Genomic DNA, 14287 nt, shown 5'->3' on the forward strand with positions numbered 1-14287 from the left:
GTGCGAATGGACGCATCGGAAAGGCCGGGGGTTCTGACGCCCGGCTTTTTCGTATCAGCGGGGACAGGGGCAGCATGAGCGACACGCATGCAAGCGATGGCGCCGGAACGGACCAGCCGAGGCTGTCCTGTCGTCACATCTGGAAGGTCTACGGCAAGAAACCGGAGCGGTATTTTTCGAGCGGCCAGCCTGCCGACGAGACGCCGGCGCTGGCCGAGCGCATCCGGGAGGATGGCGCCATTCCGGCGGCTGCCGATGTGAGCTTTGACGTCGCCGTGGGCGAGATTTTCGTGATCATGGGCCTGTCGGGGTCGGGCAAGTCCACGGTGGTACGCTGCCTGTCGCGACTGGTGGAGCCGACGCATGGCGAAATCCTGCTGGATGGCGAGGACCTGCGCGCGAAATCCGACAAGGAGATGATCGAGGTGCGCCGCCACCAGATCGGCATGGTGTTCCAGAATTTCGGCCTGATGCCGCATCTGAGCGTCAGGGAGAACATCGCCTTTCCGCTGAGCCTGCAAGGCGCGGCGCAGGACCACACCCGCGAACGGGTGAGTAAGGTGATCGAGCTGGTGGGGCTGGAAGGGCGCGAGAAGAGCTATCCGCACCAGTTGTCGGGTGGGCAGCAGCAGCGGGTGGGCATCGCCCGGTCGCTGGCGGTGGACCCGGACCTGTGGCTGCTCGACGAGCCGTTTTCGGCACTGGACCCACTGATCCGGCGGCAGATGCAGGACGAGTTCCTGCGGATTCAGAATGATCTGCACAAGTCGATCGTGTTCATCACGCATGATTTCCTGGAGGCGCTGCGCGTGGCGGACCGGATGATGATCATGCGCGGGGGGCGCGTAGTGCAGACCGGCACCCCGGCGCAGTTGATCACCAATTCGGCGGATGACTACGTGGCCGAGTTCACCAATGACGTGCCCATGGTCCGGGTGCTGCGCGCTCATGAGGTGACGGACCCCGATGCCGGGTCCGCCGAGGGGCGCGAGCGCGTGGCGGGCGATGTGTCGGTCGAGGCGCTGTTGCCGATGTTGTCGTCGCATCCCGAGGGGCTTGCGGTGGAGCAAGGCGGCACGGTGACCGGCGTGGTTACAGCGCAAAGCGTGGTGAAGACGCTGGCGAGGTTGTCCGAGCAGGAGGACGCGCCGGCATGAACGCCGCCAGGATGCATTGGGCGTGGTTCGCGCTGATCGGCCTCACGCTGGTGGCGCTGGGCTTTCGTGACCGGCTGGGCTGGCTGATGGAGTTCCCCGAGGCGTGGGAATGGCCGATGACCGAGTGGCTGAACACCGGGATGGACTGGGTCGTGGAGACCGCCGGCCCGGCGTTCCGCGCGTTTTCGGACGTGATGGATTACCCGATGTCGTGGGTGCGGGAGTTGCTACACTGGATGCCCTGGGCGCTGACGGTCGGCCTTTTGGTGATCGCGTCCTTCGCTGTGTCGGGCTGGAAGCTGGCCGTGTTCACGTTTCTGGCGATGTTCTACATGGTCGTGATCGGCTACTGGTTCGAGTCGATGAATTCGCTGGCGCTGGTGCTGGTCTCGGTACCGCTGGCGGTGGCAATCGGGTTCTGCGTGGGGACCTGGGCGTTCTATTCCGACCGCGCCGAGCGGGTGATCACGCCGACGATGGACACGTTGCAGACAATTCCGGTCTTTGCCTATCTCCTACCGATCCTGCTGCTCTTCGGCTTCGGGCCGGTGGTGGGGCTGATCGCCTCGGTGCTTTATGCCGTGCCGCCGATGGTGCGAAACACCACGCTGGGGCTCGCCCGAGTCGACGAGGAGGTGATCGAGGCGGGGATGATGGCGGGGGCCACGGCGGGCCAGATGTTCTGGCGGGTGCGGGTGCCCAGTGCGCTGCGCCAGATCCTGCTGGGGGTGAACCAGACGATGATGGCGGCGTTTTCGATGATCATCATCGCGTCGATCATCGGCGGCACGTCCGATATCGGCTGGGAGGTGCTGACCCATATCCGCAAGGCCAACGTGGCCGAGGCGATACTGGCGGGCGTGGTGATCGCGCTGATGGCGATGGTGATGGACCGGATCACGGCGCGGGCTGCGATGGGGCGGTCGCCGGACGGGGGCGAGGAAGAGAGTTTCGTCGCCCGCTACCGTTACTGGATCGTGGCGGCGGTGTTCGCGGTGCTTATGCTGGGACTGGCGCGGGTGGTCCCGTTCCTGCAGGAGTATCCGCGGGCGTGGGAGGTCTATCCGGCGGATGCGATGAACGACGCGTTCAACTGGTTGCTGGTGGAATTCGCGGGCACGATCAAGGCGATCAAGACGACGGCGCTGTTTTACCTGATGCTGCCGGTGAAGATGGGGCTGGATGAGACGATCAGCCCGTTTTCCTGGGGGTTCGAGTTCACCACTCCGATGAAGATAGGCTACGCCGTGGCGATGGCGGGGCTGGTCGGTTGGTTGCTGGTGCGGCGCCGGGTGCGGGCGGCCATCGGGGTCTCGCTGCTGGCGATCCTGCTCTATTTCGGAATCACTGGCTTGCCGTGGCTGTCCATCGCGGGCGTGATGGTGCTGCTGGCGTGGCAGGCGGGCGGGCGGCGGCTGGCGATCGGCACGGCGGTGGGGCTGGCCTTCCTGATGCTGGCGGGCGTCTGGCCCGAGGCGACGATTTCGTTCTACCTGTGTGGGCTGGCGGTGGCGCTGTCGTTCCTGATCGGTACGACGCTGGGGGTGATCGCGTCCGAGAATGACGCGGTGTCGGCCTTTCTGCGCCCCATAAGCGACACGTTGCAGACGATGCCGCTTTTCGTGATCCTGATCCCCTTCGTGATGTTCTTCAAGCTGGGGGATTTCACCGCGCTTCTGGCGATCATGGCCTATGCGATCGTGCCCGCGATCCGCTATGCCGAGCATGGGTTGCGCGGCGTCAACGCCGAGGTGATCGAGGCGGCCAAGGCGTGCGGGTCGACCCGGTGGCAGATGCTGTGGCGGGTGCGGTTGCCGCTGGCCCTGCCGCAGCTGCTTCTGGGGCTGAACCAGACGATCATGTTCGGGGTGGCGATGCTGGTGATCACGGCGCTGGTGGGCACGAGTGATTTGGGCCAGGAGATATACATCGGCCTCAACAACGGGGATTTCGGCGTCGGGATGATTGCCGGCATCGGGATGGCGACGCTGGCGATGATCGCGGACCGGATGACGCGGGGGTACAGCCGGAAAGGGCGCGCAGCGCTGGGGCAGAGGTGAGCCGCCAAAAGCTTTGAGAAAGCTTTTGGCAAATCTTTTTTAAAAAGATTTGCCTTGGAGCCAATCCAGCATGATGTCGCAAAGGCGGTCGGGATCTTCCTCGTGGGCGAGGTGGCCCAGGCCCTCCAGCGTGAACCGTTCGGCATTTGGCAGAACGGCTGCGGCACGGTCCGACACCTGGGGCGACACGGCCGTGTCGCGGTCGCCGGTGATCAGCAGCACGTCATTCTCAATTTCGGGCAGGCGGTCGAGCAGGGCGTCCGTGCTCCAGCGGGACATCATCTGCAATGTGCCGTCCACATGGGCGCGGTCGGCGAGGAGGCGGCTGTACCAGGCAAGGCCCTCTTCGGAGAGCGTGGAGCCGGTGGCGCGGATCACGTTGCGGGCGCGGCCCGGACGTGCGCCGCCCGCCGAGAAGGCGATGGCGGTGAGCGGGTTCAGCGCCAGGAGCTTGGCCAGCATCGGAAAAAGCCAGCCCGCCATGCCCTCGAACCGGTCGAGCGCGGCATTGAGGCCGATGACGGCAGGGGTGCCGGGCAGGCGCGTGGCAAGGTCGAGTGCGACGGCGGCACCGGCGGAGTGGCCGATGAGCGCTGTTGGCTGCCAGTCCTCGGAGGTGCAGAGGGCGGCGATATCCTCGGCGGTGGTCTGCAGACCGAGGCGGGAGACGCTGCCGGCGCGGGTGAAGCCGTGACCCGGCAGGTCGAGTGCGATGACGTGGTGGTTTTCAGACAAGCGTGAAATGAGGTCGCGCCAAGTATGCGTGCTGGCGCCTGCGCCGTGCAGCAAGAGGAGCGTGGGGCCGGTGCCCCATTCCTGAATGTGCCAGTCGTGCGGGCGGTGGCGGACGCGGTGAGATGCAGCCGCATGGGGCCAGTCGGGCAGGTCGCGGGCCCAGTCCATGGCACTCAGGCTCCGAGTGCCGAGGTGACGGCGGTGCTGATCCCGTGGGCGTCGGCGCGGGGCAGGGCGAGGTAGCGCGCGCCGAGGGCCACAGCGATGGTGCGGGCCGTGTCGGTGGGGCGGTTGGAGGTGTCGACGAGGACGCCGGAGATGCCCTGCGCGCGCAGGCTGGCGGCGATGCGGGTGGCGTCGTCGTTCGCGGTGGCGCGGTCGGGATCGCCGGTGAGCGGGATGTTGGCGCGGCCGTCCGTCAACAGGACCAGCATCGGCGTGAGGCCGCGGCCGCGGGCCAATTGGGCAAGGTCGCCTGCGGCCATCAAGCCGGAGGCGAGGGGCGTGCCGCCGCCGCCGGGCAGCGAGGCGAGGCGGCGTTTGGCCTGCACCAACGAGCGGGTGGGCGGCAGTAAGGTGTCGGTGCCGGTGCCGCGAAAGGCCAGCAGGGCGACCTGGTCGCGGCGGGCGTAAGCTTGGGCGAGCATGAGTTCAACGGCCCCCTTGGCCTCTGCCAGCCGGGCAACGGCGGCGGAGCCGGAGGCGTCGACGGTAAAGATGAGCAGGCGGTCGGAGCGGTCCTCGAACCGCTTGATGCGGATGTCAGACGGCAGAATCACGAGCGCGCGGTCGGCGTTGCGCCCGGTGCGGCGGAGGGTCTGCCAAGGGGCGGCGGCGCGCAGGGTCGCGATCGGATCGATCCGGGCCTGGGCCGAGGGGTGGCCCGGGCGTGAGGGCAGGGGGCGACCCCGGCGGTTGCCGCGGCGGCGGTCGCCCGCGCCGCTGCCTGCCGCATTGGCGGGGCGGGTGGATTTGGCGGCGAGACGGTCGAGGATGTCGGGCGGCAGGAGCGCGGCGATGGCGGAGACGAGGATGTCGTCGGGAAGGTCGGTGAGGGACTGGTCGCCGTCGGTGTCCGGGGCGTTGACCTGGTCGGGCTCGGGGGTTTCGGGCGGGGTTTCGTCCTCGGCCTCGGTGGGCATCATGGTGGCGCGGGAGGGATAGACCAGTTCGGCGGCTTCCTGAAGCTTGGCGTCTGTGACTGTCATCTCGGCGTCGAGCGCGGCGAGGGCGCGCGCGGCGCGCAGGGCGAGGCTGGGGGCACGCAGGCTATGGATGCCGAAGCGGGCGGCGAGGGTGACGAGCAGGGGCAGGGCGCCGTCAGGTATCTGCACGCGCGGCAGGCGTTTGCGGGCGGCGTCAAGGTCGGCGGCGGCGGGGAGACGGACGGGGGTGGCGGCCTCTTTCGGTTCGATATGGAAGGCGAGGCGGTCGAGCAGGGCTTGCGGCGCGCCTTCCTCCGCGCCGGCGGCCTCATCGAGGAGGATGAGAGCGTGGCCCCGGTCCGAGTCGAGCAGTTGGGCGAGGCGGGCGGCGAGGCCGGAGGGCGTGCGCTCGGCCATGGTGAGGGTGAGCATGGTGGGCTGATCGGCGAGGCCCGCATCGCGCACCGGGCGGCCCTCGGCCAGCGAGGCGGCGATGTTGAGGCCGCCGAAAAGCTGGTCGTCGGAAATGGCGGGGTGGATGCGGTCCTGGGGACCGGGCAGCTTGCAAAGGGCGGTTTCGAGCGCCTGCCGGGCGGGGCCCATGCGGGCGCGGAAGGTTATCCCTTTGAGGCCGCCGGGATCGACCGCGAGGGCCGCGAGGGCGCGCTGGGTGCGGGCGGTGTCGGTCCCGTCTGTCATCCGAAGGTTTCGGCGACGGTGCGGGTGACGCGGGTGGTGGAGCCGGCCTCGTCCAGCGGGTCGCGGCGCAGGCGGTGGCTGAGCGCGAGAGGCGCGACGGCGGCGAGGTGGTCGCGGGTTATTGCCGCATCGCCCTCAAAGGCGGCGAGTGCGCGGGCGGCGCGGAGTAGGGTCAGTTCGCCACGTAGCCCGTCGGCGCCGAGGGCCACGGCGAGGGCGGCGCAGTCGCGCAGGATGGCGTCGGTCGCCTCGAGTTTGCGGAGCGACGCGCGGCCGGTGAGGATGGAGTCGCGGATTTTTGCGTCCTCGGGCTGCCACTTGGCCGTGAAGGCCTCACGGTCCATGTCGAAGGCGTCGCGGCGGCGGACGACCTCGATGCGTTCGTCGATATCGGTGGGTGACCTGACCTCGACCGAGAGGCCGAAGCGGTCGAGAAGCTGCGGGCGCAATTCGCCTTCCTCGGGGTTGCCGGAGCCCACCAGAACGAAGCGCGCGGGATGGCGGATGGAGAGGCCCTCGCGTTCGACCGCATTGATGCCGGATTGGGCGACGTCGAGCAGGAGGTCGACGATATGATCCTCCAGAAGGTTGACCTCGTCGATATAGAGATAGCCGCGGTTGGCGCGGGCCAGTAGGCCGGGCTCGAAGGCCTTCTCGCCCTTGGTGAGAGCACGTTCGATATCGAGTGCGCCGGTGACGCGGTCCTCGGTCACGCCCAAGGGCAGGTCCACGACGGGGGTGGGGCGTTCCACCAGATCGGTGTCGGGGACGGTGGCCCAGTCGGGGCACTCCTCGGGACGTTCGGAATTGACCGGGCAGCCCTTGACCTGGGTAATGGGCGGCAGAAGGGCGGCGAGGGCGCGGACGGCGGTGGACTTGCCGGTGCCGCGATCTCCGAAGACCAGCACGCCGCCGAGGCCGGGGTCGATGGCGGTCAGGATCAGCGCCTGTTTCATGGTGTCCTGTCCGACGATGGCGGAGAACGGAAAGGCGATGTTCATGCGCCGACCCCCAGGTGTTGAAGTGGTTTGGCGCCCTGCCACGTGCCGCGGTCGGCGACGATGTCGAACCGGGCGTAGAGTTCTTCGCGGAACCAGTTGCCGTCCCGCACGGCCTTTATGGCGCGCGCGTGCGGACCGTCGTGGCGGGCGAAGGCGGCCATGCCCGCGGTGTCGGGCCAGACCGAGAAGGTGACCTGGTGCAAAAGCGGCACCTCGCCGATGCCGATCTTGAAGGCGACGTTGGGATCGGCGCCGATGACCGTGCTGATGTCGGGCACGCGGCGCCAGAACTTGAGCGCCACAAGAGGCTTGATCGTGGCGCGGGTGAGGGCCGCAACCGGGCCGGTGCCGGCGGTGACGGTGGCGTCAAATGGGGCCACTCCGGACCATGCGCCCCGCGCCGAGGTGGTTTGCATGAAGAGCGTATAGCATTCGATGGCGCGGCGGGCGTAACGGCGGAATACGGAGGCCTCGGCCGTCTGGCGCTGCGCGGTGGCGAGATCGGGCCAGGTGGCGAGAATGGCATAGACGCCGGTGTTGGGTTTCGGCGTGAACCCCTCGCCGGTGCCCGAGCCGCACAGCTTCCAGAAGCCGATGCCGGGAACGCGGGCCAGCGCGGGACGGGCGAGGCCCATCATGGTGAAGGCCCAGAGCCTTGAGAGGCCCGGTGCGAAACGGAAAAAGCTGAGGCTGACGATTTGGATGACCCTGTCCCCCTTCGGTCAAAGCGCGCGTCTCGGCAGTCCCATTCATGCCAATCGCGACGTCCGGTTGTCCAGCGCGTTCCGGCCCATAAAAGAACTTCACTGGATGATTGTCAACTTAACTTGACACATGTAGGCTGGGTACATGTTGACACGTCTGGACCCCGCACTTCGTGAGCAGGCCGAGAAGGCCATGCGGCCCCATGCGGTGGTGATTGGCGCGGGTCTGGGCGGATTGGCCTCGGCCATGCGGCTGGGTGCGAAAGGCTATCGCGTGACGGTGATGGACCGGCTGGAGAGCCCCGGCGGGCGCGGGTCGAGTCTGTGGCGCGATGGGCATCGGTTCGATCTTGGGCCGACCATCGTGACGGTGCCTCAGGTGTTCGAGGATCTGTGGGCGGCCTGCGGACGGCGGTTTCGCGATGACGTGGATCTGCGCACGCTCGACCCGTTTTACGAGATCCGCTGGCCCGATGGGAGCAGGTTTACCGCGCGGCAGGATACCGACGCGATGCGCGCCGAGGTGGCGCGGCTGAGCCCCGGCGATGCGCAAGGCTACGAACGGTTTCTGAAAGACAGCGAACGGCGCTACGCGTTCGGGTTTGAGGATCTGGGGCGGCGGTCGATGCACCGGTTCCTGGACTTGGTGAAGGTCTTGCCGACCTTCGGGATGCTGCGGGCGGATCGGTCGGTCTATGCCCATGCGGCGACGCGGTTCAAGGATGAACGGTTGCGTATGGCCTTTTCGTTTCACCCGCTGTTCATCGGGGGAGATCCGTTCAACGTGACGTCGATGTATATCCTTGTCAGTCACCTGGAAAAGGAATTCGGCGTGCATTACGCGATGGGCGGCGTCGATGCGATTGCGCGCGCCATGGCGGGTGTCGTGGCCGACCAGGGCGGTCTGGTGCGGCAGGGCGCGGAGGTGGACGAGATCGTGGTGCACGACGGGCGCGCGGCAGGTGTGCGCTTGACCGGCGGCGAGGTGGTCGAAGCGGACGTGACTGTGTCGAATGCCGATGCCGGGCACACCTATGACCTGCTGATGCGCAATGTGAAAAAGCGGCGCTGGACCGGGCGCAAGTTGAAGCGCTCGCGGTGGTCCATGGGGCTGTTCGTCTGGTATTTCGGAACGAAGGGCACGCGTGGCAAGTGGGCCGATGTAGGGCACCATACGATCCTGAACGGGCCGCGCTACAAGGGGTTGGTGAAGGACATTTTCATCAACGGTACGCTATCCGAGGACATGAGCCTTTACGTGCATCGGCCGACGGTGACCGACCCGAGCGCCGCGCCGGAAGGGGACGACACCTTCTATGCGCTGAGCCCGGTGCCGCATCTGGGATTCGATGACCCGGTGGATTGGAGCGAGATGGCGGAGACCTATCGGAGGAAGGTTCAGGCGGTGCTGGAAGAGCAGTTGCTGCCGGGGCTGGGGGATCATCTGACCGCCTCGGAGGTGTTCACGCCCAAGACGTTCCGGGACAGGTACCTGAGCCCGCATGGATCGGGCTTTTCGCTGGAACCGCGGATTTTGCAGAGCGCTTACTTTCGGCCGCACAACGTGAGCGAGGAGGTTGCGGGGCTTTACCTTGTCGGGGCGGGGACGCATCCCGGTGCGGGGCTGCCGGGCGTGGTGTCGAGCGCCGAGGTGCTGGGCAAGCTGGTTCCGGATGCCGACGAGGTGCGGGTGAGATGAAACTGACGCGCACGGAAGCCGCCGACATGGCGCATTGCCGCGAGGCGATCCGGGATGGGTCGCGGTCGTTCCATGCCGCCTCGAAACTTTTGCCGCGGCGGGTGCGCGACCCGGCGCTGGCGCTCTACGCGTTCTGCCGGCTGGCGGACGACTCGGTCGACCTGCATTCCGAGAAGGCCGAGGCGGTGACGCGGCTGCACGAGCGATTGGACCTGGCCTATCGCGGGGTGCCGCGGAATGCGCCCGCCGACCGGGCCTTTGCTGCCATGGTGGGGCGGTTCGACATGCCGCGCGAATTGCCCGAGGCGCTTTTGGAGGGCCTCGCGTGGGACGCGGAGGGCCGGCGGTATGATAGCCTGTCGGGGCTGCGCGCCTATTCGGCGCGCGTGGCCTCGGCGGTGGGCGCGATGATGTGCGTGTTGATGGAGATGCGCGAGGCCGACGGGCTGGCACGGGCCTGTGACCTGGGCGTGGCGATGCAGTTGACCAATATTGCCCGCGACGTGGGCGAGGATGCCCGCGAGGGGCGCCTGTATCTGCCGCGCGACTGGATGGAGGACGAGGGGCTGGACGAGGCGGCGTTCCTGGCCAATCCGCAGATGTCGCCGGCCCTGCACCGGGTGATCGCGCGGCTGTTGCGCGAGGCCGAGGGGCTTTACGCCCGGTCCGAGGCGGGGGTGGCGACTCTGCCCGTGAGCGCCCGGCCCGGGATTTTCGCGGCGCGGTACATCTATGCCGGGATCGGGCGGCAGTTGCGGCGGCTGGGGCATGATTCCATCGCGCATCGGGCGCGGACCACGGGCGCGCAGAAGCTGGGGTGGCTGATGCTGGCGAGCCTGCGGGCTGGCGGCACGATGATGATGCCACGCTCGGCCGTGCTGCACGCGCGGCCCTTGCCCGAGGTGGCCTACCTTGTGGAGGCGGCAGCGGAGCGAAAGGCGCCGGGGCGCGACTGGAGTGAGGCGCTGTGTTCGACCATGGCGACGCTGAAGGCGCGGGACCGGGACGATCCGGCCTTGCCGGTGTCGGGGAGGCACGCTAGATCGAGATCATGATCTGGCTTTGCTTTGCAATTTTTCTTGCGGCTTGCTTTGCGGCGGGTGCGACGGGGGCGCTGTTCCCGCCGGGCAAGTGGTACGAGGATCTCAACAAGCCGACATGGACCCCGCCAAACTGGCTGTTCCCGGTGGCGTGGACGACGCTGTACCTGCTGATGGCGGGAGCGGGCGCGCGGGCGGCGGTGAGCCCCGACAATTCGGTGGCCATGGCGCTCTGGGCGCTGCAGATCGCGCTGAACGGGCTGTGGACGCCGGTGTTCTTCGGGCTGCGCCGCATCCGGCTGGGGCTGGTGGTGCTGGTGGGCCTGTGGATCGCTGTGTTCTGTGGGATGATCGCGCTGTGGCAGGTGGACTGGCTGGCCGGGCTGATGTTCGTGCCCTACCTCGCTTGGGTCAGTGTCGCGGGCGCTCTCAACCTTTCGGTCATGCGGCTCAACCCAGAAGTGGTGCGGGCCGAGGCGCGGCGCTGACATTCCTTGGCTGTCATCCCGGACATGTATGGAACCCGGCCATTGGCTGTGCGGTTGAAGCGTTATGCTCTCTGACCTTTCCCTGACCGCCAACCTGATTGTTTTCGCAGGCGCGGCGCTCGTGATCCTGATAGCAGGCACGAAAATGACCGGGATGGCGGACCGGATCGCGGACCGGAGCGGGTTGGGCGAGGCCGTGACCGGGGGGCTCTTGCTGGGTGCTGCCACGTCGCTGTCGGGCACGGTGGTTTCCATCACGTCGGCGCTGGATGGGCGCGCGAGCCTCGCCTTTTCCAACGGTATCGGGGGGATCGCGGCGCAAACGGCGTTTCTTGCGTTCGCGGATCTGATCTATCGGCGTGCGAACCTGGAACATGCCGCCGCGGATGTGGCGAACCTGTTTCAGAGCACGTTGCTGATGTTGATGCTGGCCGTGCCGTTGGCCGCCTACGTGATGCCCGAAATGGCGTTCTGGTCAGTGCATCCGGTGTCGGTTGTGCTGGTGGGCATCTATCTTTTCGGGGCCTATGCCAGCGTGGGCATTCGGCAAAGCCCGATGTGGCGGGCCGTGGACACGCAGGAGACGCGCGACGACCAGCCTGAAGATGAGGAAGATGCACAGAAAAGCGTGACCTCGTTGTTGGTGCCTTTCCTGGCGCTGATGCTGCTTCTGGGACTGGCGGGCTATGCGATTGCGCGATCGGCGGGCGCGTTGACCGAACAGTTGGGTCTGTCCTCGGCTTTGGTGGGTGCGTTGATGACGGCGGTGGTGACGTCGTTGCCGGAGTTGGTCACGACGCTGGCCGCTGTGCGACGCGGCGCGTTGCAGCTGGCCGTGGGTGGGATTATCGGGGGCAACACGTTCGATGTGCTGTTCCTGACGCTGTCGGATATCAGCTATCGTGACGGCTCGCTGTATCACGCCATCGGCACGGGCGATCTGTTCTGGGTCGTGGTGGGGCTGGCGATGACGGCGGTCCTGTTGATCGGGCTGATCCTGCGCGAAAAATCGGGACCGGCCAACATGGGCTGGGAAAGCCTGACGATGCTGGGGATCTACGGCGGGGCCGTGGGGTTCCAGGCGTGGAGCGGATAGCTGCCTTCAGTCTTTCGCGAATGTCCAGCCCGCGCGCCGGGGGACCCGAACTGCCAGCATGGGCTTCAGAAACGGCGAGCGAAAGCGTTTGAGATCGAGGGTCTCGTGCACGCCTGTGGTTTCCTCGCCGTCGATGACGCTGCGCACGGCGGCGCGGGCGTAGAAAGGCGCGTCGAGCATGGGTTGCACTTGCGTCGGGGTGTGGCCCGGGTCCGCCCGGCCTTCGCGGTAAAGACCCCAGGCGGTGCGTTTCATCCGGGTTTTCGGAGGGGGCGTCACGACCCGGGCGTTGCCCCGATTGTCGAAGCGGATGCCAAGCCCGAGTTCCGACCTGTCGAGGCGGGTGGCGTCATAAAAGCAGGTGCTGCCCGTCCCGGTCGGGAACCGCCCCCAGGTCCAGTAGGTGAAGTCCTGCTCCAGGGCTCGCGTGCCGAAATTGGCATCGAAATAGCCATGGCCGTCCCATTGCCAGCCTGGCGCGTCGAGATCGACGTTGATCCGTGCCGTGGGCGCGAAGGGACGCCAGACATGGGCGCCATCGGGGGTGAGAGGCAGCTCCACGCGTGTCATCGCGGAGGGCGTGACGGTGACGCGGCCCCGGACGCGGGAAACCATCGGCGGAGCGCCGATCTCGTTGATGTCGATGACGAGTTGGCCGTTCTTCCAGTGCAGCGAAGAGGGGCCGACGGTGAAGCTGTCCGTTGTCTGGCGCAGGGCGCTGCTGCCACGGTCGGTCATGGTGAAGCGCCCGCCGGGGCCATAGGTGGCGACGTTGATGCAGACATGGTTTTCCGGGTTGCGCCGCCCGGACCAGGCGTACCAGGGCGAGAAGACCGAGCCGATGAAGGCGATGATCGAGATGGCGCGGCCGCCGCCGTCTTTCAGGCCGTCGACATACCACCATGCGTAGCCGTTGGGCGGGACGGCGAGGTTGAAATTGGGTCCGTCAGTATCGCCTCGGCCGCATGCTTGCCGGAGAGGGCCGCCATCGGCACCCCGGCCCCCGGATGCACCCCGCCGCCCGCCAGGTAGAGGCCCTTGACCGGCGTCCGGGCGGTCGGGCGCTGGAAGGCCGCCATCGTTCCATGCGGACTTTGCCCGTAGAGGGATCCTCTGCTCTCGGGAAACAACTGGTCGAAGCCCGAGGGCGTGGTCAGCGCGTCCGGTCCCGGAAGCGGATCGAAGTCGAGACCGAAGCGGGCCAGCGTCTGGAAGGTGCGTGTCTGACATGCGGTGAACTCCTCTGGGCCGGATGGGTCCTGCAGGGGTGGGGCGTTGGCGATGATCTCGAAGCGTTCAGGCGTGGGCGGCGCGGTGGGCAGGCCGCGATCCATGGCGCAGACATAAAGCGTGGGGTCGGGGATGCCGCGGCCCCGCATCAGCGCGTCGAACTCGGGCTTGGGGTCGGCGCGGAAGAAGACGTTGTGATGGGCCAGGTCAGGACCCGATGGCTTGGCTGCGAAGGCCCAGACCTGGGCCGAGAGGCTGCGGGGGATTTCGGTGGTTTGTGGCGCCACGCGGTCAAGGCCGGGGCCGAGCGCGCCGGTGGCCAGCGCCCTGGGGTCGCCGTTGAACACGACGGCATCAGCTCGCAGGTGGCGGCCGCCCTGCAGGGTCACGCCCACCGCGCGGCCCTTTTCGGTGAAGATGCGATCGACATGGGTGTCGTAATGGATCGTGGCGCCGGCTTGGGTGATCGCGTCGGCCAGTGCACGGGCCAGCCGGTTCAGGCCGCCTTCGACCCCCCAGACGCCGGATATCTCGGCCTGCCAGATCAGCGCCAGAAGGGCGGGCACGTGGTAGGGCGAGCCGCCGACATAGGTGGCGTAGCGGCCGAATAGCTGCCTCAGGCGCGGATCGTCGAAACTGGAGTCCAGCAGCTGCGCAAGGGTCTTGTTCGGGGCCATCTGGCGGATGAGGTGCGGGTGACGCAGGACATGGGAGGTGAGTGCGGCCAGCGTTGGCTCGGGGGATTGCATGACGGGCGCGTCGAACCCCTCGAAAAGGGCGCGGGCGCGGTCGGAGAAGCTGCGCATCTGCCGCCCTGCGCGTGCGCCGGCGAAGGCGGTCACGGCGTCGATGTTGCGCGCCGGGTCGTCAAACAGGTCGAGCGTGCTGCCGTCGGGCCAGAAATGGCGGGCGATCAGGTGCTGGCGGTGCAGGGTGACGTGATCGGTCAGGCGCGTGCCAAGGGCGGCGAAGAGCGCCTCGAACACCGGGCGCAGGGTCAGGACGGTGGGGCCGGTATCCACAGGACCGACGGCTGAGGGCACGGTGCGCATCTTGCCGCCTGGATGGCTGTGGCGTTCCAGAATTGTGACGCGTAGCCCGGCGCCAACGAGGCGCGCGGCAGTGGCCAGCCCGCCAATCCCTGCGCCGATGATTGCGGCGTGGGGCGCGTCTGAGGCCGGGTGGCTCGGTTGTGTCATGTCAGGGATTGTTGACTCGAAACCGCGGAGTGTC

At 67.5% G+C, this 14287-nt stretch carries 12 protein-coding genes; 6 read left to right on the top strand and 6 right to left on the bottom strand.

What is annotated here, in order from left to right; all coding sequences use genetic code 11:
• Positions 1 to 74 precede the first annotated feature (74 nt).
• On the top strand, positions 75 to 1157 hold the full coding sequence (locus tag PVV74_RS13430; protein ID WP_274593546.1) for a quaternary amine ABC transporter ATP-binding protein: 1083 nt from the start codon (positions 75 to 77) through the stop codon (positions 1155 to 1157).
• Positions 1154 to 3217 (top strand): ABC transporter permease subunit, encoded by a 2064-nt coding sequence (locus PVV74_RS13435; RefSeq protein ID WP_274593547.1) that lies wholly within the window; start codon positions 1154 to 1156, stop codon positions 3215 to 3217. The genes PVV74_RS13430 and PVV74_RS13435 overlap by 4 nt, the downstream gene beginning before the upstream one ends.
• 39 nt (positions 3218 to 3256) lie before the next feature.
• On the opposite strand, the gene bchO is transcribed toward PVV74_RS13435, so the two are convergent.
• From bchO to crtA, 4 genes are read right to left on the bottom strand one after another with little or no spacing between them, the layout of a single operon-like run.
• Entirely contained in the window at positions 3257 to 4120 is an 864-nt protein-coding gene (gene bchO, locus PVV74_RS13440) for an alpha/beta fold hydrolase BchO (protein ID WP_103764338.1), read from the bottom strand.
• A 5-nt stretch (positions 4121 to 4125) separates the two neighbouring features.
• Entirely contained in the window at positions 4126 to 5796 is a 1671-nt protein-coding gene (locus PVV74_RS13445; protein WP_274593548.1) for a magnesium chelatase subunit D, read from the bottom strand.
• Complete coding sequence (gene bchI / locus PVV74_RS13450; RefSeq protein ID WP_274593549.1) at positions 5793 to 6797, bottom strand: magnesium chelatase ATPase subunit I; 1005 nt, start codon at positions 6795 to 6797, stop codon at positions 5793 to 5795. Before bchI ends, PVV74_RS13445 begins: the two co-directional genes overlap by 4 nt.
• Positions 6794 to 7501, bottom strand: coding sequence for a spheroidene monooxygenase (gene crtA / locus PVV74_RS13455; RefSeq protein WP_425061935.1), 708 nt, complete (start codon positions 7499 to 7501; stop codon positions 6794 to 6796). The genes bchI and crtA overlap by 4 nt, the downstream gene beginning before the upstream one ends.
• A 145-nt stretch (positions 7502 to 7646) precedes the next feature.
• Here crtA and PVV74_RS13460 point away from each other — a divergent pair, with 145 nt between their 5' ends.
• The 4 genes from PVV74_RS13460 to PVV74_RS13475 all read left to right on the top strand — a co-directional run bounded on the left by PVV74_RS13460 (position 7647) and on the right by PVV74_RS13475 (position 11824).
• Positions 7647 to 9200, top strand: a complete 1554-nt coding sequence (locus tag PVV74_RS13460) for a phytoene desaturase (RefSeq protein ID WP_274593551.1) — start codon at positions 7647 to 7649, stop codon at positions 9198 to 9200.
• A complete protein-coding gene (crtB, locus tag PVV74_RS13465; RefSeq protein WP_103764332.1) occupies positions 9197 to 10255 on the top strand; it encodes a 15-cis-phytoene synthase in 1059 nt (352 codons plus the stop codon). Before PVV74_RS13460 ends, crtB begins: the two co-directional genes overlap by 4 nt.
• Entirely contained in the window at positions 10252 to 10728 is a 477-nt protein-coding gene (gene tspO, locus PVV74_RS13470; RefSeq protein WP_103764331.1) for a tryptophan-rich sensory protein TspO, read from the top strand. Before crtB ends, tspO begins: the two co-directional genes overlap by 4 nt.
• A 64-nt stretch (positions 10729 to 10792) precedes the next feature.
• The gene (locus tag PVV74_RS13475; RefSeq protein WP_274593552.1) at positions 10793 to 11824 is read left to right on the top strand and encodes a sodium:calcium antiporter; all 1032 of its coding nucleotides are present in this window, start codon (positions 10793 to 10795) and stop codon (positions 11822 to 11824) included.
• A 6-nt stretch (positions 11825 to 11830) separates the two neighbouring features.
• Here the strand turns inward: PVV74_RS13475 and crtC are convergent, their stop codons facing one another.
• A complete protein-coding gene (gene crtC, locus PVV74_RS13480; protein ID WP_425061934.1) occupies positions 11831 to 12709 on the bottom strand; it encodes a carotenoid 1,2-hydratase in 879 nt (292 codons plus the stop codon).
• On the bottom strand, positions 12706 to 14253 hold the full coding sequence (gene crtD / locus PVV74_RS13490) for a 1-hydroxycarotenoid 3,4-desaturase CrtD (RefSeq protein WP_274593553.1): 1548 nt from the start codon (positions 14251 to 14253) through the stop codon (positions 12706 to 12708). The genes crtC and crtD overlap by 4 nt, the downstream gene beginning before the upstream one ends.
• Positions 14254 to 14287 lie beyond the last annotated feature (34 nt).

It is taken from the genome of Roseovarius sp. SK2 (genome assembly GCF_028807495.1).
Lineage (GTDB): Bacteria > Pseudomonadota > Alphaproteobacteria > Rhodobacterales > Rhodobacteraceae > Roseovarius > Roseovarius confluentis.